Here is a 20,240-nt window from a genome sequence, read left to right as displayed (position 1 = left end):
GACGACGGCCCCTGCCGCACCCCGGCGCGGGCGTGCCGCCGTCGAACGCCCGGCCACCGGAAAGGCTAAGATGGATGCCATGACTAGCATGACGGACCCTCTCGAAAACGACCCGATGCGCGAGCTTTCCGGGGCTGGAACGTCCACGGCCACCATCGAGCGCGAGGAACTGCGCCAAGAGGTAGAACCGGGCGACCGGGAGCGCTTTGCCCACTATGTGCGCAAGGAAAAGATCATGGAGTCGGCTTTGACGGGCGAGCCCGTCATCGCGCTGTGCGGCAAAGTCTGGACGCCGGGCCGGGACCCGCAGAAATTCCCGGTGTGCCCCGAGTGCAAGGAAGTCTATGAGGGCCTCCGGCCGGGCAACGACGGCGGGAAGGGTCCGGGCGACTCGGGCAACAATAAGTAGTGACGGAGACGCTCTTTGGCGGCCCCACCCTGCCTCCGGCTTATCCGGAACGTGCAGCCTGGGGAACCGCGCCCAAACTCCGTGCCTGGCAGCAGGAAGCACTCGACCTCTACCTGGCGAAAAGTCCCCGCGACTTCCTTGCGGTGGCAACCCCCGGCGCCGGTAAGACCACCTTCGCGCTCCGGATTGCCTCGACGCTGATCGATTCCGGTGCCGTGAACCGGGTGACCATCGTGGCGCCCACCGACCACCTGAAGCGGCAGTGGGCTGACGCCGCCGCCAAGGTGGGCATCGCCATCGATCCCAACTTCAAGAACTCCGACGGCCAGCACGGCCGCGGATTCATCGGTGTTGCGGTTACGTATGCGCAGGTGGCCAGCAAGCCCTTGCTGCACCGCGCCAAGACCGAGGCCGCCCGGACGCTGGTGATCCTCGACGAGATCCACCACGGCGGCGAAGCCCTGTCCTGGGGCGATGGCCTCCGCGAGGCCTTCGATCCGGCGGTGCGGCGGCTGTCCCTGACCGGAACCCCCTTCCGTTCGGACACCTCGCCCATCCCGTTCGTGGAGTATGCGGAGGACCGGGAAGGCATCCGCCGCTCCAAGGCGGACTACACCTACGGTTACGGCAACGCCCTGCGCGACCACGTGGTCCGGCCGGTGATGTTCATGGCCTACTCCGGCCAGATGCGCTGGCGCACCAGCGCGGGCGAAGAGATGGCCGCCTCGCTCGGGGAGGCGGCCGTCACCAAGGACATCACCAGCCACGCCTGGCGAACCGCACTGAATCCGGCGGGGGAGTGGATCCCCGCTGTCCTGGCCGGCGCGGACAAGCGGCTCAGCGAAGTCCGGCGCACCGTACCGGACGCCGGCGGCCTGGTCATCGCCACGGACCATGAAGATGCGCGTGCCTACGCGGGGCAGCTGAAGAAGATCACCGGTGAATCGCCCACCGTCATCCTGTCGGACGATGCCAAGGCCTCCAGCAAGATCGAGGAATTCTCCGCCGGCGAGAAGCGCTGGATGGTTGCGGTCCGCATGGTGTCCGAAGGCGTGGACGTGCCCCGGCTCTCCGTGGGCGTCTACGCAACGTCCACCTCCACCCCGTTGTTCTTCGCCCAGGCCGTGGGACGTTTCGTGCGTGCCCGCAAGAGGGGCGAAACGGCGTCGGTCTTCCTGCCGTCCGTGCCGCAGCTGATGGCGCTGGCCAACTCCATGGAAATGGAACGCGACCACGCGCTGGACCGGCCGGAAAATGAGGACGGCGACGGACTCTTCAACCCCGAAGACTCGCTGATCGAGGAGGCCAACCGGGAAGAAAAGGCCTCCGACAGCCTCACCAAGGGCAAGTTCGAGGCACTTGACTCGCAGGCCTCCTTCGACCGGGTCCTTTTTGACGGCGGCGAGTTCGGCACCGGCGGCGAGGTAGGGTCCGACGACGAAATGGACTTCCTGGGAATTCCGGGCCTGCTGGACGCAGAGCAGGTGGGGACGCTCCTGCGCCAGCGCCAGCACGAACAACTGAACCGGAAGAACCGGAAGGCCCCAACCGCCGAAAGCCAGGTTCCCGCCGTCCCTGACCACCGGATGCTGATGGACCTGCGCAACGAGCTGGCCAAGAACGTGGCGGCGTGGGCCGCCCGGACGGGCACCCCGCACGGCGTGGTCCATACCAAGCTGCGCACCGTGTGCGGCGGCCCCCCGGTGGCACAGGCCAACGAGGAACAGCTGCAGTCCAGGCTCCGGAAGCTCCAGGACTGGTTCATCGGCCGTAAATAGGCCTCAGGCGATATCCACGCCGCCGAGTTCCATTTCGGCTACGGCGTCTTCGAGGTCGGCGGCAATCCCTGCCGTCAGGGACCGCACCACGGTGACGCCGTAGCCCGCCTGGACCGCGTCCAGCGAGGTGGCCTTCACGCAGTAGTCGGTGGCGATGCCCACCACCACCACGTCTTCGACGTCATGGCTCTGCAGCCAGTCATCGAGCCCGATCGCGTCCTCGTCCACTCCCGACGCGTCCAGGGACCCGGCCATTGCGCCGGCCTGGCGCTCCCCGGTGGGAACGGCGTCCTCGGGAGCCAACAGGCCCTCGAACCCCGAATACGCGGCCGCGAACTGGCCCTTCCGGAAGTACGCGTCGATGTACTCGGTGTCCAAGTCCGGGTGCAGTTCGGCGCCACGGGTTCCGGCCACGCAGTGCCGGGGCCAGCTGTCAACAAAATCGGGCGTGTCGGAGAAATGGCTGCCCGGATCGATGTGCCAGTCCTGGGTGGCCACCACGAAGTCGAATTCGTTGTGGTGGGCGTCCAGGTACTCGCTGATGGCGCCGGCCACGGCCGCACCACCGTCCACGGCGAGCGAGCCGCCCTCGCAGAAATCGTTCTGGACATCGACGATGATCAGTGCGCGGGACATCCGTCCTCCTCAGTGGTCTTCATAGAACGTGGGAATGGCGGGCTCGCCCCGCTGAAGGCGGTTCACCACCGGGGGGAGCTCCGCCATGGAATCGGCGTGCCGCTGCCGTGCGCGGACCACGCCTTCGTGCCCGGTCCATCCCGGTAGCAGTTCGCCGTTCTTCATGAACTGCTGCAGCAGCGGCCGGTCGTTGCCGTCATCCTCCGGCCGGTGGCCCACCCCCACAACCTCGGCCGTGGCGGTGCCGCGCTCGTCCAGTTTCCGCAACGCATACTTCCGGCCGCCCACGCTGGCCTTGTTCTTGGCCGCCTTGGCCACGGAGACGAAGTTTCCGGCGTCGTCCGTCCTGCTGACCAGCTTGTAGACCATGCTGGCCGTGGGAGCCCCGGAGCCGGTGACCAGTGAGGTCCCCACGCCGTAGGAATCAACGGGAGCGGACTGCAGCGCAGCGATGGCGTACTCATCAAGGTCCGACGTGACCACGATCTTCGTGTGCTCGTTACCGAGGTCGTCGAGCAGCCGGCGTACCCACTGTGCCTGGGCGACGAGGTCGCCGGAGTCCAGCCGGACCGCGCCCAGCCGTGGCCCTGCCAGGTCCACTGCCGTGCGGACTGCCTTCTCGACGTCGTATGTGTCCACCAACAGGGACGTGCCTTCGCCCAGCGACGCGATCTGGGCCTCGAAAGCCGCCCGCTCGTTATCGTGCAGCAGCGTGAACGAGTGCGCGGCCGTACCCACCGTGCGGATGCCGTAGCGTGCGCCCGCTTCCAGGTTGGAGGTGCTGTCAAAGCCGGCGATCACGGCAGCCCGCGCGGCGGACGCCGCAGCCTCCTCGTGCGTCCGGCGCGAACCCATTTCGATGCACGGCCGGCCGCCGGCCGCGCTGACCATCCGGGACGCTGCGGAGGCAATGGCGCTGTCGTGGTTAAGGACGGAGAGCAGGTATGTCTCGAGCATGCACGCCTCGGCGAAGGAGGCCTCGACGATCAGGATGGGGGAGTTCGGGAAGTAGGCTTCGCCCTCCGCGTAGCCCCAGATGTCCCCGGAGAACCTGTAGTTGGCCAGGTACTCCAGGGTTTCCCGGTTGACCACCCTGGTACGTTCCAGGAAGTCCAGCTCCGCCTCGCCGAACCGGAAGCTTGCGATGCCCTCCAGCAGGCGGCCGGTACCCGCCACAATTCCGTAGCGCCGGCCGTCCGGCAGCCGCCGGGCGAAGGCCTCGAACACCGATTTGCGGTGCGCCGCCCCCGAATGGAGGGACGCCTGCAGCATGGTCAGCTCGTAATGGTCGGTGTAAAAGGACGTGCGGGGATGGTCCCAGCCGGCGGAGGTGCTCACGAAAGTCACTCTAGTCCCCACCGGCTCCCTCGTCTCGCTTCGCTTCGCCGTGGGGCCCTCGCCAGTGTGGGCCCACCCACCGGCTCCCTCGTCTCGCTTCGCTTCGCCGTGGGGCCCTCGCCAGTGTGGGCCCACCCATAGAATGGACAGATGACCATAAGCGTTGCGCCCGGCCCCGATACACGGGAGGGCGTCCGGACCGGCACAGCGGAGTCCACCGACTCCCTCACCGCTCCGGACATCCCCTGGAACCTGGTGATCTGGAACGATCCCGTCAATCTCATGAGCTACGTGAGCTACGTCTTCCAAAGCTACTTCGGCTACTCCGAGACCAAAGCCAACAAGCTCATGATGGAGGTCCATAAGAAGGGCCGCTCGATCGTGGCCGCAGGCAGCAAGGAACAGGTGGAACGCCACGCGGTGGCGATGCACGGGTTCGGGTTGTGGGCCACGGTGGAAAAGGCCAGCGGCGGCCACGGCGGCAAAACGGGTAAGTCCGGCGGTCCGGGCCAGGGTAAGGGGAAGCGTGGCTAAGGCATTCAAATACGGCCTCAAGGGCATCACCGGGTTCCTGGAACCTGCCGAACGGGACCTGCTGCGCAGCCTGATCGATGACGTCATCTCCATGCTCCAGCCGGAGGACCGCGACGGACAGGACCCGCTGGCTGCCCTCATTGGCCTGGACATGGACGTTGCCGAACCTACGGACCGCGCGGTCAAGCGGCTCCTTCCCAACATCTCGAAGAACGACGACGCCGCGTCCCTGGAGTTCCGCCAGCTCACCGAGCGCTCGCTGCGGGAAACAAAAATCGGGGCGCTCCGTGCGGCGGCGCTGGACCTGGACAAGGATGAGATCGTCCTGACGCCGGAGGGGGCAAAGTACTGGTCCATGGCGCTCAATGACGTCCGGCTCGTCCTGGCAGAGCGGCTGGACATCCGCGACGAGGCCGACGCCGAACACGTCCACCGCATGCAGGACTGGTCCCAGGCCGAGGATGTGGAAAGCTACCTGGCCCTGGTGTACAACTTCACCACGTGGCTTCAAGAGTCCGTGGTCCAGGCCATGCTGCAGTCCCTGGAAACCCGCCGGTGAGCTGCGGCGGCCAGGGGGAGGCCGTTGGTTGTGACACATTCGACATGAGTCGCTGGACACAAGATGATGGCTGAGCCTTCCGGGAAGACCTATCCTCGAATAATCATGACAACAGCCTCGAGCACGGACCCGACGTTGGATGCGCAGCCTGCCGGCGACGGCGACCTCCCGGCCGCCGCACCGGAAACCCGGCCCATCGGCGTCTTCGACTCCGGTGTTGGCGGGCTCACCGTGGCCCGCTCCATCATTGACCAGCTGCCCAACGAATCGATCCTCTACGTCGGCGATACCGCCCACGGACCGTACGGCCCGCTGCCCATCGCCGAGGTGCGCGCCAACGCCCTGGGCGTGATGGACGAACTGGTGGACTCCGGTGTCAAGCTGCTCACCATCGCCTGCAACTCGGCGTCGGCCGCGGTCCTTCGGGATGCCCGCGAGCGGTACACCGCCAAATACGGCATCCCCGTCATCGAGGTCATCCAGCCCGCCGTGCGCCGTGCCGTCGCCGCCACCCGCAGCGGGAAAATCGGCGTGATCGGCACCTCCGCCACGGTGGGCTCGCGCGCGTACGAGGACACTTTCGCCGCCGCGCCGGACCTGGACATCACGTCCGTGGCATGCCCCGAATTCGTCAGCTATGTCGAGGCCGGCATCACCACCGGGCCGGCGCTCTTGGCCGTCGCAGAGGAATACCTGGCGCCCCTCAAGGCCGCCGGGGTGGACACGGTGGTCCTGGGCTGCACGCACTACCCGCTGCTGACCGGCGTCATCTCCTACGTGATGGGCGCGGACGTCACCTTGGTTTCCAGCGCCGAGGAGACAGCCAAAGACGTCTACCGCGCGCTGGCCACCCACAACCTGCAACGCCCGTCCGACACCCCGCCCGAGCACCACTTCGTGGCCACCGGCGACGCCGGCCAGTTCGAGGCGCTCGCCCGGAGGTTCCTGGGCCCCGAGGTCCTCTCCGTCCGGCACGTGGACCACGTCGCCGCGCAATACCCCACCGGCAGCCTCGCCCGCATCACGCCGGAAATGATTGCCGCCGCCCAGGCCGCGCGCGGACGCCCCCGGATCTCCAATTTCGTGGGCGGCGGACTCGCCGACGCCGGCCGAGCCGGAGGACCCCGCCCGTGAAGCTGACCATCGTGGGGTGCACTGGCTCCTTCCCCGGGCCCGGCTCCCCGGCGTCGTGCTACCTGCTGACCGCCACCGACGGCGAGCGGACCTGGAAGGTGGTGATGGACCTCGGCAGCGGTGCGCTGGGCGCCATCCAGCGGTACACCGACCTGGAGGACATCGACGCCATCTTCCTCACCCACCTGCACCCGGACCACTGCATGGACCTGTGCGGCCTGCACGTCGCCATCCGCTGGAAGCCCGGCGGCTGGGGCCGCGGCCGCATCCCGGTGTGGGGCCCTGCCGCGACGGCCAACCGGATGGCCACCGCCTACGGCCTGGACCCGGATCCCGGCATGCACGAGGAATTCGATTTCAGCAACTGGACCGAACGTGAACCCGTGACCGTGGGGCCGTTTACCGTCACGCCCTTCGCCGTCAACCACCCCATCGAAGAGGCCTACGCCCTGCGGGTGGAGGTGGTGGAACCCGGCAAGGACGGCGTCCCCGTCACCCGGACGCTCACGTACTCCGGCGACACCGACTCCTGCGCCGGGCTTGAGGAAGCCGCCAAGGACGCGGACCTGTTTCTGTGCGAGGCAGCCTTCGAAGAGGGCCGCGACGACGGCATCAAGGACGTGCACCTGACCGGAAAGCGGGCGGGGGAGACCGCAGCCGTGGCCGGGGCCCGCCGGCTCCTGCTGACCCACATTCCGGTGTGGACATCGCCCACCACCGTCATGGCCGAGGCCCGGCCGGTTTTTCCCGGCGACGTGGCCGTGGCAGTGGCCGGTGTCCACTACGCGATCTAGCGGCGGGCCGCACTCGATAAGCTAAAGGCATGACATCTGAAGCAACTGCAGTGCCCATCGTGCGCGCCGACGGCCGTGCCCCCGACCAGCTCAGGCCCATCAGCATCACCCGCGGATGGTCCAACCAGGCTGAGGGATCGGCACTGATCGAGTTCGGCAACACCCGGGTGCTGTGCACGGCCTCCCTGACTGCCGGCGTTCCCCGCTGGCTCAAAGGCGAAGGCCGCGGCTGGGTCACCGCCGAGTATGCCATGCTGCCCCGTGCCACCAATACGCGCTCGGACCGGGAATCGGTCAAGGGCAAGATTGGCGGCCGCACCCACGAGATCTCGCGCCTGATCGGGCGTTCGCTGCGCTCCATCATCGACACCAAGGCGCTGGGCGAGAACACCATCGTGCTGGACTGCGACGTGCTGCAGGCCGACGGCGGCACACGCACCGCCGCTATCACCGGGGCCTATGTGGCGCTGGCGGACGCCATCCGGTTCGCCCGCGACACCAAGCTCATCGCCAAGAACGCCCAGCCACTCCTCGACACCATTGCCGCCGTCTCGGTCGGTATCATCGACGGCGTTCCCATGCTGGACCTGCCGTACGTGGAGGACGTCCGGGCCGAAACAGACATGAATGTCGTGGTCACCGGCTCCGGCAAATTCGTCGAGGTCCAAGGCACAGCGGAAGGCGCCCCGTTTGACCGGGAGGAGCTGAACCAGCTCCTGGACCTGGCCCTGCTGGGCACCACGCAGCTGGCCGCCATCCAGCGCGAAACCTTGGCGGACGCCCTGTGAGTGCACCCTCACCCAAGCTCGTGCTCGCCACGCACAACGCCGGGAAACTGCGCGAACTCCGTGAACTGCTGCGCGGGCAGGTGCCCGGGCTCGACGTCGACACCCAGGTGGTGGACGCTGCGGCGGCAGGTGCGCCGGACGTCGTCGAAACCGGGGTGACCTTTGCCGAGAATTCGCTGCTGAAGGCCCGGGCGGTGGCCGGGGCCACCGGCCTGGTGGCCATCGCCGACGACTCCGGGCTTGCCGTGGATGTCATGGGCGGGGCGCCGGGCATCTTCTCCGCCCGCTGGGCGGGACGGCACGGTGACGACGCCGCCAATCTTGAACTGCTGCTGAACCAGCTGTCGGACGTTCCCGATGAGCATCGCGGCGCGGCGTTCGTCTGCGCGGCAGCCCTGGCAGTGCCCGCCGGCACCGCAGGGCCGGGCCGCGAGGTGGTGGAGTACGGCCAGCTGGAGGGCGTCCTCCTGCGCGAACCCCGGGGTGCCGGCGGCTTCGGCTACGATCCGGTGCTGCAGCCGGCCGGTGAGAACCGGAGCTGCGCCGAGCTCTCCGCCGACGAGAAGAACGCTATCAGCCACCGCGGCAAGGCCTTCCGTGCCCTGCTGCCCGCCATCGTGGCAGCCCTGGAAGCAACGGGCTGAAGGAAGCGGCACGCCGCACAACAGAAAAGGTGCGCATCCCGCCGGGGTGCGCACCTTTTTCCGGATGTGGGGCCGGACTATTCCTGCCGGCCGCCGGGGAGCTTGCGCGGAGTCTTCTGCTCCGCTTCGGGTCCGTGCTCCTCGATAAATTCGTCGACGGCGTCGGTGCCGTAGGCCTGCGCCTGGCGCCTGGCTGACATGCCGCGCAGGAGTTCAATGCCGATGGGCACGACGGAGACCAGCACGATGGCGATGAAGATGATGTCCAGGTTGTCCCGGACCCACGGAACGGTGTCGCCCAGCAGGAACCCGAGCAGTGTCACGCCGCCACCCCAGAGCACCGCACCGATGACGTTATAGATGAAGAATTTGCGCTTGCTCATCTGCGCCACGCCGACGATCACGGGGACAAAGGTCCGGATGATGGGAACGAAACGGGCCAGGATAAGCGCCTTGCCGCCATGCTTTTCAAAGAACGCGTGCGCGCTCTCGACGTTCTCGCGCTTGAAGAGTTTGGAGTCGGGCTTGTTGAAGAGGGCAGGGCCCGCTTTGGAACCGATCAGGTATCCCGCCTGGTTGCCGATGATGGCGGAGACCACGATCAGCAGGGCCAGGAGCCAGATGTTGAACTTGATGGTGCCCGTGGCAACCAGCAGGCCGGCAGTGAACAGCATGGAGTCGCCGGGAAGGAAGAATCCCACCAGCAGGCCGGTCTCGGCGAAGACGATGCCGCATACCAGCAGGACCACCCAGGGGGCGAGCGCCGGATCGGCCAGGAAGACCTGGGGGTTCAGCCAGTCGGGCAGGAAGGAGGCCATTGGCGGCTGCACCGGACCCGCGCCGCCCAGCATGGACACAGCGAGGTGGTTCATCACAGGAAAGTTCACCCCTCAAGCGTACTTGACCGGCCTGCGCCTCCCGGGCCTGTCCCTGCCGGCCCGGGGCCGCCGTCGGCGGTAAGGTGGGGGCCGTGGGTTTGGACTTTACGGCGATCGACTTCGAAACAGCCAACGGCTTCCGGGGCTCCCCCTGCTCGGTGGGCCTGACAAAGGTACGGGGCGGCAAAATTGTCGACGAGGCCTCCTGGCTGATGCGGCCGCCGGCCGGCTACGACCACTTTGACCACCACAATGTCCGGATCCACGGAATCACCCCTGCCGACGTTGCGGTGCAGCCGCGGTTCGGGGAGCTGTTCCCTGAAATCGGGGCGTTCATCGGCGAGGACGTACTGGCCGCGCACAACGCAGCCTTCGACCTGGGCGTCATCCGCTCTGCGCTGGAAGTGTCAGGGCTGCCGGGCCCGGCCTACGACTACGTCTGCACGGTCATGTTGTCGCGCCGTTGCTATTCGCTGGTCTCCAATTCGCTTCCCTTTGCCGCAGAGGAAGCGGGCGTGCCGCTGGTGAACCACCACGATGCTGCGGAGGATGCCCGGGCCTGCGCCGGCATCCTGATCGACATTGCAGCCCGCAACGGTGCCAACAGCATCGCCGAACTGTACCTGTCCCTGGGTTTGGCCATGCCGCGCCAGCAGGCGTTTGATCCCGCCACCGGCGAAGTGTCGAAGCCCAGCCTGGCGGCCATGTCCGGCGCCTCAGGCAACGGCGCGGCGCTGGTGCGGCGGTTCCAGTCCGGTTGGCCCGAAGAAGGGCTCAATCCCGAACCAAACGCCGACGCCGAGCCCGGCCACCCGCTGTACGGCCAGACCGTCGTATTCACCGGGCAGCTTTCCATCGGCCGCCCGGACGCCAAACTCCGGTCGGCCCACCACGGTGCCCGAACCGAGAGCCGGGTGACCGGCCGCACCACCGTCCTGGTGGTGGGGGATGGGTTTGTGGCCTCGGACCTTCGCTCCGGACGGTTGACCGGGAAGGCACGGCGTGTCCTGGAGCTCCATGACCGCGGGCAGGCCATCGAGGTGTTGTCCGAGGGCGAGTTCCTGCAGATGGTGGGCAGTGCAGCCGTCCCCGGGGCCCGCTTGAACGCCCGCACCGAACCCGCCGGAGCGGATGCCTTCGCGGCGGCCCTCAACGCCTGAGGCGGCCTCGCGGTATCCTCCCGGGTTCATCGGGCGCAACAAATCTTGGCCGCCGGGCGCTACCCTCCTAGCCTTGCGTGATGAGCTCCTTGTTCGCTTTCCCCAACCCGGTCAACGAGTACGCGGCCCGCACCACGGCCGCCCTGGTGGTACTGCTCTCGGTGGTCACGGCAGTGACTGGTTCCGTGTGGGGCCTGCTGGCCATCGCCGTCGGGTTCTGGCTGCGGCTGCTCTTCGGCCCGCGGATCTCACCGTTGGCCGTCCTCTCCGTGAAGGTCATCACCCCGCGGCTGGGAAAGGTGAAGCTCGTTCCCGGGCCGCCAAAGCGCTTTGCCCAGGGCATCGGCGCGGCCGTCTCCACGGCCGCCCTGCTGCTCTTCGCGTCCGGCCTGGGCCTGGCAGCGTGGTTGCTGCTGGGGATCCTGGTAGTCGCGGCATCGCTTGAAGCGTTTGCCGGATTCTGCCTGGGTTGCACGATTTTCGGCTTCCTGCAGCGCCGCGGAGTGATCCCCGAGGATGTCTGCGAGGCCTGCAGCAACATCAGCCTTCGCCGGTCGTGACCCGCACCAGCTGATCCGCCATCCCACGGACCACCTCCGGGCCTTCCAAGGCGCCGAGCCATGGGGCGGGCAGGCAGTCCTCGCCGTACCAGGCGCCCAGGATGTTGCCCGCCAGGGAGCCGGCGGTGTCGCTGCCGCCGCTGTGGTTCACCGCCACGGCCATGGCGTCCCGGAAGTGCTGTTCCGGCAGCACCGGGGCGCCCCCGGGCGGAAGCGTGGCGAGGACGGCGTACAGTGCGACGGCGAGAGCCTCCTCCGCGAACCAGCCCTCGCCCAGTGCCTGGATCAGTTCCTCGGGCGGAAGAACTGCCGTGTCTGCGAGCCGCAGGGCCGCTTCAAGCCGGTGGGGCAGCTCCGGTGCCACGTGCGGGATGGTGGCCGCGTGCGCGGTCACGGCGGCGGCGGCTTCCCGGAGCTCCTCTCCGGCGACCAGGCGGTGGATCAGGAGGCTGAAGACACCGGAACTTTGGCGTGCTGCGGGGTGGCCGTGGGTCAGTGACGCGGCATCGGAACTCAACTTATAGGCCGCCTCGGGCGAGATGTGCGGGATCAACCCGAACGGCGCCGAGCGCATCACCGTGCCGGCACCTTTCGAGTCCGGATTAACGGGCCGCACCGACGTTCCCATCTCACCGGTGGCCAGGCCGCTGATGCAGTCCTGCTCCGGGTGGCGCTGCTGCCGCAGCACGTCGTTGCCGTCGATCCAGCGCGGCTGGGGAGCCGGTGCGGACGGCCCGGCGTCTATGCCCTGAGTGGCCAGCCAGCGCAGGTAGGCCAGCCAGACACACGCATTCACGTCCGCGCCCACACCGGAGTTGGCCCACTCCAGCGCCTCCACCAGGCCGTCCACGGTGTAGAGGGTCAATTGCGTGTCGTCGGAGAAATGGCAGGGGCCGGAGAGGTCTTCAAAGTCTGTCAGGCCGTGGGCGCCGAACCGCCGGCGGATCTCGTCGATGGAATCGAACTCCACGGCGTAGCCCAGCGCGTCGCCCAGGGCCCCGCCCAAGAGGGAGCCGTGGATCCGGGACTGGGGAGTGGGCGTGCCGTGGTCGATGCTCATGGAGACAAATTTACCGTCCGGACGCACTCCGAACGGTTGGGGGCGCGTCCGGCAGTGGGGAACCGGGAAGCGGGTGTGGACAGCAGGTGTCCAGCAAACGCCCAGACTGGGCTGGAATACTGCTCGGGTTGCCTGCGCTGCCCGCCGCCCCTGCCGGCCGGGGCGGCTCCGCAACCCCAGAAAGCACCCGACGAGCGAAGGTCCAGCCATGAGCACCCCTGTCCCAGCCCGCGACGCACTGCAGCCCGGCGGCACGGATCCCGCCAGCCGGGCACTGCTGCCCCGCCTGGCAGCCGAGGCTTTCGGCAGCCTCTTCCTGGCGGTGGCAGGGCTGGGCGTACCGCTGTTCAGCATTCCGCAGTCCAGCCCGGTACCCGCGGCCCTGGCTGCCGGCCTCGCCATCACGGCCGCCATGCTCGCTTTCGGGCATATCTCCGGTGGCCACTTCAACCCGGCCATCACCTTGGGCCATCTCCTGGCCGGCCGGATCCGGGCCGGGGCGGCCGCAGCGTACGCCGCCGCCCAGCTCGTGGGCGCCCTGGTGGGTGCCCTTGCCTTGTTCGGCATCCTGCGTACCCTGCCCGGCATTCCCGACAGCCGGACCGCCTTCGATACGGTGGCCGCCGGCTTCGGCGACCATTCCCTCATCCAGGCACCCCTTGCCGCGGTTGTGCTGCTGGAATTGCTGGGAGCCGCAATCATCGTGGCAATCTTCCTGGGCGCTGCCGGCCGGGACAACGGCGGCCTGCGCGATAACGCCGGCGTGGAGGGCAGCAGCCGGACGGTTGCCGCCGTTGCCGTCGGCCTGTCCTTCGCGTCGCTGCTCCAGGTGGGCCAGTCCGTCGGCAACCTGCCTTTCAACCCCGCCCGGGCCCTCGCCTCTGCCGTTTTCAGCTCCGGTGCGGCGCTGGGCCAGGTGTGGGTTTTCCTGGTGGCCCCGCTGGCCGGCGCCGCCATCGCAGGCCTGGTGTTCCGGATTTCAGGCACGGCTGACGCCCCGCACAGCGCCGCAGCGGCGGACGCTGCCGACCACGACGACGACGCGAGTGTGGAAACAGGTGGCGGGGACGCCGGGGCCGGGTCTTCGCCGGTCCAGTCCCGGATCGACGATGACGCCGACGCTCCGCGTGCGGAGCCGAAACTCCCGGCGGCACGCACTGCCGCACCGGAGGGGCAGGCACGCAACGTCAGCGAGGCCCAGGAATTCTTCGAGGGCAAGCGATCCTGATCAGTCCGGGCCGCGGCGGTTTCCGCCACTGTCAGTGGCTGCCGATAGCGTAGCTATATGCGGTTACTTCATACCTCGGACTGGCACCTGGGCCGGTCCTTCCACGGCGTTGGCATGCTGGACGCCCAGCGGGCCTTCATCGACCAGATGGTGGCAACGGTGGAACGGGAGCGCATCGACGTCGTCCTGATTGCCGGCGATGTCTACGACCGGGCACTGCCAGGGGTGGACGTGGTCCACTTGCTCGATGACGCCTTGGTCAGGCTCACCTCCGCCGGAGCCAAGGTGATGATCACCAGTGGCAACCACGACTCCGCAATCCGGCTGGGTTTCGCCTCACGGCTGCTGGAACGCGGGGGAGTCCACCTGCGCACCAAGGTGGCTGAGCTTGACCATCCACTGCTGCTGCCGCTCGGGCAGGACGCCGCGGGCCGGGACGCCGTCCTGGCCCTGTACGGCATTCCCTGGCTTGAACCCCGGCTCGTTGCCGACCAGCTGGGCGTGGAAACGGCAAGCCACTTCGAGGTGACCCGGGCGGCCACCGCCCTTATCCGGGCCGACATCGCACGGCGTACAACCGCCGCCACCGTCCATTCGGTGGTCCTGGCCCACACCTTCGCCAGCGGCGGCATCAGCTCGGACAGCGAGCGGGACCTCAGCATCGGCGGCGTGGGTGCCGTTCCCCTGGACCTGTTCGACGGATTCGGCTACACCGCACTCGGCCATCTCCACGGACGCCAGGCGCTGTCTGAGCGCGTGCGCTATTCGGGCTCCCCGCTGGCCTATTCCTTTTCCGAGTCCACGCAGCGGAAAGGTGCCTGGCTCGTGGACCTGGAGCCGGATGGAGTCACCTCGGTGCAGGAGATCGAGTGGGATGCCCCGCGAACCCTCGCTGTGCTGCGCGGCACCCTGGCCGAGCTCCTTGTTGAGCCCGGGCATGCCTGGGCCGAGACCGCCTACTGCCAGGTCACCCTCACTGATGCCCAGCGTCCCGTGCGGGCGATGGAGCGGCTCCGTGCGCGGTTCCCTGAGACCCTGGTCCTGGCTTTCGACCCGCAAGGCGGGAACAACCCGGACCAGGCAAGCTACAGCAGCAGGCTTGCCCACGCCCCGGACGACCTCGCCGTGTGCTGCGGCTTCCTGGACCACGTGCGCGGGCGCAGCGCGGACCAGGATGAACAAGAGGCGCTCGCCGCCGCGTTGGAGAACGTCCGCCTGCTGGAGGCCTCGCGGTGAGGATCCACCATCTGCGCATCTCAGGCTTCGGCCCGTTCGCCGGAACAGAAGACGTCGATTTCGACCGGCTCAGCGCCCACGGCCTGTTCCTGCTGAACGGGCCTACCGGTGCGGGCAAGACCAGCGTCCTCGACGCCATCTGTTTTGCCCTGTACGGATCCGTTCCGGGTGCCCGGCAGGACGGCAAGCGGCTCCGCAGCGACCATGCGGAGCCCGGCCAGGAGCCGGCCGTAACCTGCGAATTCTCCGCCCAGGGGCGCCGCTTCGAGGTCACCCGCTCGCCCGCATGGGACAAGCCCAGTGCACGGGGCAGGAACGGTTTCACCACCCAGCAGGCCAAAACCCTGCTCCGTGAACGCGTCGGCGGAACCTGGGTGGAAAAATCTGCCCGCAATGACGAGGCCGGAGCAGAGATCATGGCTTTGCTGGGCATGGACCGTGAACAGTTCACCCGGGTCATCATGCTGCCGCAGGGGGAATTCGCCGCGTTCCTCAGGTCCAAAGCTGCGGACCGCCTTGACCTGCTGCAGAAACTCTTCGGGACGCAGCGGTTTGAAGCCCTGGAACAGGAACTGTCCCGCCAGGCCGCCGCGGCCAGGGAAGACGTTGCCGCCCTGGTCGGCCAGCTGGGTGTGCTGGCGGCCCGTGCCGAAGCCGAGGCCGCGCCGCTCCAGCTCCCGCAGGAGGCGGCACCGGCGCCAGAGGATACCGCCGGCAGGCTTGGCTGGTTGCAGGCCGCTGTTGCTGCGCGACTGGCAGAGCTCACGGAGCACGCAGCGGGCGCGACATCCCTCAGCCAGGAACGCCGCAGTGACGTGGAACGGGAAACCGCACGGCACGAGCGGGCCCGCAAACTCCAAGCGGCCACCGTGCGGCAGCAGGCCGTGAAGGACGGGGCAGCACGGCAGGAAGAACTCGCTGCCCGGCTGGGCCGGCACCGCGAGGCGGAAGTCCTCCAGGGACAGCTGCGCGCGGTGGATGCGGCGGCCGGCAAAGTGCAAAGCGCCGGGGGCGCCGCTGAGGCCGCCATGACCCTCCTCAGGATGGCTGCCGCGGACAGTACCGAACTCGCCCAGCTCAACTTGGGCGCGGATGAAGCCGCCGTGCCGCCGGTCCAAACCCACAAGGGCTCCGCAGGCCACAATACGGCGGAAATCGTGCCGGGGGCCGCCCAGGAGCTGGCCCGGCTTCGGTCGCTGCTGGCCGTCGTCGAAGCACGGCTGCCGGATGAGCAGAGGCTGCAGGAGCTGTATGGGCGCCACCGCAGCCTGGCCGGCCGGCAGGACGGAGTCAGGCTGGACGTGGAGACGCTGGGAAGCCGGGTTGCGCAGTTGCTGGCGGACCGGGAGCTGCTGGCCGGAACCATGGGCCAGCTGGAGCCCCGTGCCGCCGACGCCGCGCTCCGCCGCAAGGAGGCGGCCGCTGCCACGGAACTTCTCGACGTCGTCCGGCGGTACGGGACGGCCATGAAGGGCCGGGACCTCGTGAACGCCCGATACGACGACTCACGGGAAAGCCTGCTGGAGGCGAAAGGCCGGTGGCTGGACCTGCGGGAGGTCCGGCTCGCCAACGCCGCATCCGAGCTTGCCGCCAAACTGGTGGCCGGTGAGCCCTGCCCGGTCTGTGGAAGCGGAGAACATCCGGCGCCGGCGGGATCCGGCACGGAAGGACCGTCGCTGGCCCAGGCCGAGGAAGAGGCCCACGCCGCCTATGAAGCGGCCGAGGCAGCCCACGGCGCTGTCAGCGCCGAACGCGCCGAAGCCGAGCAAACGGTGGCCGTCCTCGCCGGACAAGGCGGGACCATCCCCGTGGCCGAGGCCCGCACAGGGGCCGAGGAGGCGTTGGCTGCGGCAGAGGCCGCCGAACAGGCCGCGGAAGAGCTCCAGGAACAGCGGCAACGGCTGGAGGCACTCGATGCAGGTATCGAACAGGCCCGCTCCGCGCTGTCAGACGCGGAGGCTGAGCTGTCCCACACCGCTGTCCTGCTCGCCGACCTCGCCGAACAGGCTGCCGCACTGGACGGGGCCCTTGCCGGCCTGCGCGGAAACCACCGCACCTTGAACCGGCGGCTGCGGGTCCTTGAAGACGCCGTGGCGGTCCTGGACAAAGCTGTTGAAGCGCAATCACGGCTGGACACCGCCAGGGCGCAGGCCGCCGAAGCGGAGGAGAACCTCGAGCTTGCCCTGCCGGGGGCGGGTTTCGCCTCTGCCGCCGAGGTTCGCAGCCAACTGCTGGGAGCTGCGGAAGTGGCAGCACTCGAAGCTGAGGTCCGCACGGCCGGGGAAGAAGCTGCCCGGGTAGCCGGGCTGTTCGAGTCGGAGGACCTGGTGCTGGCCATGGCCGAAGCAGGAGACGGCTTCATACCCGACGATGAACGGCTCGAGGTACTCCGCAGCCAGGCTGCTGCCGCGCACCATGACGCCCGGGAGGCTGATCTCGCCGCAGGACTGGCCCGCCGGTGCCTGGCGGCCCTTACCTCGATAGCGGCGGAATATGAGGACCTGGCGTCCTCGTCCCGGGAACCGGCCGAGCGGGCACAGATGCTCGCCGGGCTGGCCGAAGCGGCCGCGGGCAGGGGGGAGAACACCTACCGGATGAGCCTGAACAGCTACGTCCTGGCCGCGCGGCTGGAACAGGTCGCCCTCGCCGCATCGGAGCGCCTGGTGGCCATGAGCGATGGCCGCTACCTGTTGCAGCACACCGATGCCAAGGCGGCCCGCGGTGCTAAATCGGGATTGGGCCTTGAAGTGGTGGACCAGTGGACGGGCTTCCGCCGCGACACGTCCACACTGTCCGGCGGCGAATCCTTTATGGCGTCGCTGTCGCTGGCCCTGGGCCTGGCGGATGTGGTCCAGCAGGAGTCAGGCGGCGTTGAAATTGAGACCCTGTTCGTTGACGAAGGCTTCGGCAGCCTGGATGAACAGTCCCTTGAACAAGTCATGGACGCCCTCGAAGGCCTCCGCGACGGCGGCCGCGTGGTGGGGCTGGTCAGCCATGTGGCCGAGATGAAACAGCGGATTGCCACCCAGCTGCAGGTGCTCAAGAGCCGGAACGGCTCCACGCTGCGGATATCTGAAAGCGTGGACGCACTTTCCTGACCCCGGCGGATATACTGAACCGCGTTACCGGGTTGCGCGCATCGGGAGGAGGGACGATGCGCATGGATTGAACGAGCCCGGAATTGACACCTCACACCACCCCTTCAACCACCCGCGACGCTCCGGCCCGAAGCACGGGCCCTTCCGCCAGGGACGACTCTGCCCGGGATTCCGGTGGAACGGCAGCAGGCCGCTTCGCGCGCCTCCCCGAACTCGCCGGCAAGACTTTTCTTCCGCTGGGACTTTTCGCGCGGCTGCCGCTGGCCATGCTGACCGTCGGCACCCTGACCTTGGTGACCTCCGTCAGCGGCTCCTTTGCCGTCGGAGGGACGGCCGCCGGCGCAGTAGGCATTGGCTCGGCACTGGGCGCTCCCTTCCTTGGGGCACTGGCCGACAGGCGTGGACAACGCCCCGTGCTGCTGGTATCGGCAGTGCTCAACACAGTGGCCGTGCTGGTGCTGGTCCTGGCCGCCCTTGCCGCCGGAAAAACCGGCGGATTCCCGCTGGGAGTCCTGGCAGCGGCCTTTGCTGCCGGAGCAACGTGCCCGCAGGTGGGTCCGCTGGCCAGGGTCCGGTGGATGTCACTGACAAGTGCCGCGGCCGGTGCCGGCGCCGACGTCCGCGGCCAACGCGACCTGGACACCGCGCTCTCCTACGAAAGTACTGCTGACGAAGTGACTTTTGTCCTGGGGCCCGCGCTCGTGGGGGCGCTTGCCAGCCTGGTGGCGCCCTGGCTGCCGCTGGCCCTGGCCGCTGCCCTGACCATCACGCTTGTCCCGGCGTTTGCCGTTCACCCCACCCATCGGGCCGTGCCGGTCACCCGGCACGCCCGGGGCAGGAAAGGCGCGGGCGCTGAGACATCCCGAAAGCTGCCCTTGGCCGTGGCACTGCCCGTGGTGGCGATGGTCTGCATGGGCACGTTCTTTGGGTCCACCCAAGCGGCCCTCAGTGCTTTCTCCGCCGGCCTGGCGGGTGCGGAGATCGCGGGATTGCTGTACGCGGTCATGGGCCTAAGCTCTGCGGCCGCTGCGCTCTCGGTTGCCTACTGGCCGCGCAAGGCAGGCCTGGCCCTGCGCTGGGTGGTGTGCGCAGTCATCATGGCCGCGCTTGCCGTCCTGCTGCTGTTGCCATCGTCCCTGCCCATGATGGCGGCAGTCCTGCTGGTCCTTGGGCTTCCGGTCGGGCCGGTCATGGTCACGGTGTTTGCCGTCGGCGGCACTTTGGCTCCCGCCGGCCGCCTGGGCACCGTGATGACCGGCCTGGCCAGCGGCATTGTCGCCGGTACGGCGGTGGGCTCAGCCATTGGCGGGCAGCTGGCCCAGATCCATGGGGCCGGCGCGGCGTTCCTGGTCCCGGTGTGCGCGGCCGCAGCGTTGGCGCTGCTTGGTGCGGGGACCGCCGTCGCACTCCGCCGGCGGCGCTGACGGCCGAACCCGTGGCCGGCGGTCCACCGGCTCAGGCCAGCTGGCTCTCGATCCGGGCCGCGCTCTCGGCAATGGCGGTACCCACGGCCTCGGGGTCGTGGGCCGACCGGATGTAGACGACGGCGAGGGCGGCCGGCCGGCCGCCGGGCACCCGGACAGGCGCCGCCAGGGAGGAAACTCCGGCGATGACCTCGTCATGGCTGGCGGAGTATCCCTTCCGGCGCGCCTCGGTGGCCTCCGGACGGTAGGGAATCCCGGTCCCCAGCCTGTTCCACTCGGCCTCCGTCAGGGCGGACTGGATGGCGATCCCGGGTGCCCCGGCGTTGATGGGATGCCGGGTTCCCGGGTGCTGGGCCACAGTGGCTCCGGAGTGCCGCGGTTCGACCGTGACCAGGGTGATGCAGTCATGGTGGTCCCACACGGCCACGAAGGCCGTCATGTTCAGCGAGTTTGCCAGCTGGGTCAGCTCAGGAAGCGCGGCGCTCTGCAGGTTGCGGGAGACGCCGCGGGCCAGGACCGCGAGGCCCGGGCCGGGCTGCACCCGGCCCGCATCGTCGCGCACCAGGAGCGAATGGTCCTCCAGGGTACGCAGGATCCGGTAGGCGACCGAGCGGTGGACACCCATGGCGTCCGCAAGCTCGGCGATGGTCAACGGTCCCGGAGCGGCCGCCAGGATCTCGAGGGCACGGATACCGCGCGACAGGGTCTGGGACGGGGAAGCCTGCGGCAGGGCCGCTCCGGCCTGCGCTGCGGCGGGAGGAGTCATGTGTCCATCCTAGGTTGCCGAAACTGCGGGCACAGGACCCTTGTCCTCGCCGCGTCGTGACTGTATTGTCCTCTATACGAACAGTGAGTTCCATTATCGAACACGCAATCGGTGGCGGGCCCCACCCAGGCCGGTCCTTCCGTGTCCCGCATCACGTTTTCGTAGTACCCTGCTAACTAACTGACCGTTCTGTCGGTAATCCTGAGGCGTCCGGGC

General features: G+C 68.5%; 19 protein-coding genes. 14 read left to right on the top strand and 5 right to left on the bottom strand.

The window, feature by feature from the left end:
- The first annotated feature begins 70 nt into the window (after positions 1–70).
- Positions 71–409, top strand: coding sequence for a DUF3039 domain-containing protein (locus QRM96_RS12870; protein ID WP_018760100.1), 339 nt, complete (start codon positions 71–73; stop codon positions 407–409).
- Complete coding sequence (locus QRM96_RS12865) at positions 409–2,187, top strand: DEAD/DEAH box helicase (RefSeq protein WP_285319913.1); 1,779 nt, start codon at positions 409–411, stop codon at positions 2,185–2,187. The genes QRM96_RS12870 and QRM96_RS12865 overlap by 1 nt, the downstream gene beginning before the upstream one ends.
- A 3-nt stretch (positions 2,188–2,190) precedes the next feature.
- Here QRM96_RS12865 and QRM96_RS12860 read toward each other — a convergent pair whose 3' ends face one another.
- Together QRM96_RS12860 and QRM96_RS12855 are read right to left on the bottom strand one after the other, a co-directional pair.
- Complete coding sequence (locus QRM96_RS12860) at positions 2,191–2,823, bottom strand: isochorismatase family protein (RefSeq protein ID WP_133830892.1); 633 nt, start codon at positions 2,821–2,823, stop codon at positions 2,191–2,193.
- Positions 2,824–2,832: 9 nt separating this feature from the next.
- Positions 2,833–4,161: a nicotinate phosphoribosyltransferase gene (locus QRM96_RS12855; protein WP_026264234.1), complete on the bottom strand. Its 1,329-nt coding sequence runs from the start codon at positions 4,159–4,161 to the stop codon at positions 2,833–2,835.
- Positions 4,162–4,311: 150 nt separating this feature from the next.
- Here QRM96_RS12855 and clpS point away from each other — a divergent pair, with 150 nt between their 5' ends.
- From clpS to rdgB, 6 genes are all read left to right on the top strand, one after another.
- Positions 4,312–4,695 carry an ATP-dependent Clp protease adapter ClpS gene (gene clpS / locus QRM96_RS12850; RefSeq protein ID WP_018760096.1) on the top strand — a complete coding sequence of 128 codons (384 nt, stop codon included), beginning with the start codon at positions 4,312–4,314 and terminating at the stop codon, positions 4,693–4,695.
- The gene (locus QRM96_RS12845) at positions 4,688–5,254 is read left to right on the top strand and encodes a DUF2017 domain-containing protein (protein WP_285319912.1); all 567 of its coding nucleotides are present in this window, start codon (positions 4,688–4,690) and stop codon (positions 5,252–5,254) included. The genes clpS and QRM96_RS12845 overlap by 8 nt, the downstream gene beginning before the upstream one ends.
- Before the next feature lie 105 nt (positions 5,255–5,359).
- On the top strand, positions 5,360–6,388 hold the full coding sequence (murI, locus tag QRM96_RS12840; protein ID WP_285319911.1) for a glutamate racemase: 1,029 nt from the start codon (positions 5,360–5,362) through the stop codon (positions 6,386–6,388).
- Positions 6,385–7,182: an MBL fold metallo-hydrolase gene (locus QRM96_RS12835; RefSeq protein WP_018760093.1), complete on the top strand. Its 798-nt coding sequence runs from the start codon at positions 6,385–6,387 to the stop codon at positions 7,180–7,182. Before murI ends, QRM96_RS12835 begins: the two co-directional genes overlap by 4 nt.
- A 29-nt stretch (positions 7,183–7,211) precedes the next feature.
- A complete protein-coding gene (gene rph, locus QRM96_RS12830) occupies positions 7,212–7,970 on the top strand; it encodes a ribonuclease PH (RefSeq protein WP_026264233.1) in 759 nt (252 codons plus the stop codon).
- Positions 7,967–8,614 (top strand): RdgB/HAM1 family non-canonical purine NTP pyrophosphatase, encoded by a 648-nt coding sequence (gene rdgB, locus QRM96_RS12825; RefSeq protein WP_018760091.1) that lies wholly within the window; start codon positions 7,967–7,969, stop codon positions 8,612–8,614. The genes rph and rdgB overlap by 4 nt, the downstream gene beginning before the upstream one ends.
- Before the next feature lie 77 nt (positions 8,615–8,691).
- Here the strand turns inward: rdgB and QRM96_RS12820 are convergent, their stop codons facing one another.
- Positions 8,692–9,486 carry a DedA family protein gene (locus tag QRM96_RS12820; RefSeq protein WP_285320037.1) on the bottom strand — a complete coding sequence of 265 codons (795 nt, stop codon included), beginning with the start codon at positions 9,484–9,486 and terminating at the stop codon, positions 8,692–8,694.
- Between the two features lie 98 nt (positions 9,487–9,584).
- Here QRM96_RS12820 and QRM96_RS12815 point away from each other — a divergent pair, with 98 nt between their 5' ends.
- Both QRM96_RS12815 and QRM96_RS12810 read left to right on the top strand, forming a co-directional pair.
- Complete coding sequence (locus tag QRM96_RS12815) at positions 9,585–10,652, top strand: 3'-5' exonuclease (RefSeq protein WP_285319910.1); 1,068 nt, start codon at positions 9,585–9,587, stop codon at positions 10,650–10,652.
- 80 nt (positions 10,653–10,732) lie between these two features.
- On the top strand, positions 10,733–11,212 hold the full coding sequence (locus tag QRM96_RS12810; RefSeq protein ID WP_026264232.1) for a DUF4395 domain-containing protein: 480 nt from the start codon (positions 10,733–10,735) through the stop codon (positions 11,210–11,212).
- Here the strand turns inward: QRM96_RS12810 and QRM96_RS12805 are convergent.
- Positions 11,193–12,272, bottom strand: a complete 1,080-nt coding sequence (locus QRM96_RS12805; RefSeq protein WP_285319909.1) for an ADP-ribosylglycohydrolase family protein — start codon at positions 12,270–12,272, stop codon at positions 11,193–11,195. The genes QRM96_RS12810 and QRM96_RS12805 overlap by 20 nt on opposite strands.
- 208 nt (positions 12,273–12,480) lie before the next feature.
- On the opposite strand from QRM96_RS12805, the gene QRM96_RS12800 reads away from it, so the two are divergent.
- The 4 genes from QRM96_RS12800 (at position 12,481) to QRM96_RS12785 (ending at position 19,258) form a co-directional block, all read left to right on the top strand.
- Positions 12,481–13,500 carry an MIP/aquaporin family protein gene (locus tag QRM96_RS12800; protein WP_285319908.1) on the top strand — a complete coding sequence of 340 codons (1,020 nt, stop codon included), beginning with the start codon at positions 12,481–12,483 and terminating at the stop codon, positions 13,498–13,500.
- A 57-nt stretch (positions 13,501–13,557) separates the two neighbouring features.
- Positions 13,558–14,736, top strand: a complete 1,179-nt coding sequence (locus QRM96_RS12795; RefSeq protein ID WP_285319907.1) for an exonuclease SbcCD subunit D — start codon at positions 13,558–13,560, stop codon at positions 14,734–14,736.
- A complete protein-coding gene (locus QRM96_RS12790) occupies positions 14,733–17,834 on the top strand; it encodes an AAA family ATPase (RefSeq protein WP_285319906.1) in 3,102 nt (1,033 codons plus the stop codon). The genes QRM96_RS12795 and QRM96_RS12790 overlap by 4 nt, the downstream gene beginning before the upstream one ends.
- An 83-nt stretch (positions 17,835–17,917) precedes the next feature.
- The gene (locus QRM96_RS12785; protein ID WP_109045039.1) at positions 17,918–19,258 is read left to right on the top strand and encodes an MFS transporter; all 1,341 of its coding nucleotides are present in this window, start codon (positions 17,918–17,920) and stop codon (positions 19,256–19,258) included.
- Positions 19,259–19,289: 31 nt separating this feature from the next.
- Here QRM96_RS12785 and QRM96_RS12780 read toward each other — a convergent pair whose 3' ends face one another.
- Positions 19,290–20,024, bottom strand: a complete 735-nt coding sequence (locus QRM96_RS12780; RefSeq protein ID WP_018760082.1) for an IclR family transcriptional regulator — start codon at positions 20,022–20,024, stop codon at positions 19,290–19,292.
- Between the last annotated feature and the right edge of the window lie 216 nt (positions 20,025–20,240).

It is taken from the genome of Pseudarthrobacter sp. lyk4-40-TYG-27, from assembly GCF_030209295.1.
In the GTDB taxonomy this organism is placed as follows: domain Bacteria; phylum Actinomycetota; class Actinomycetes; order Actinomycetales; family Micrococcaceae; genus Arthrobacter.
This window is presented reverse-complemented; position numbering and strand designations above follow the sequence as displayed.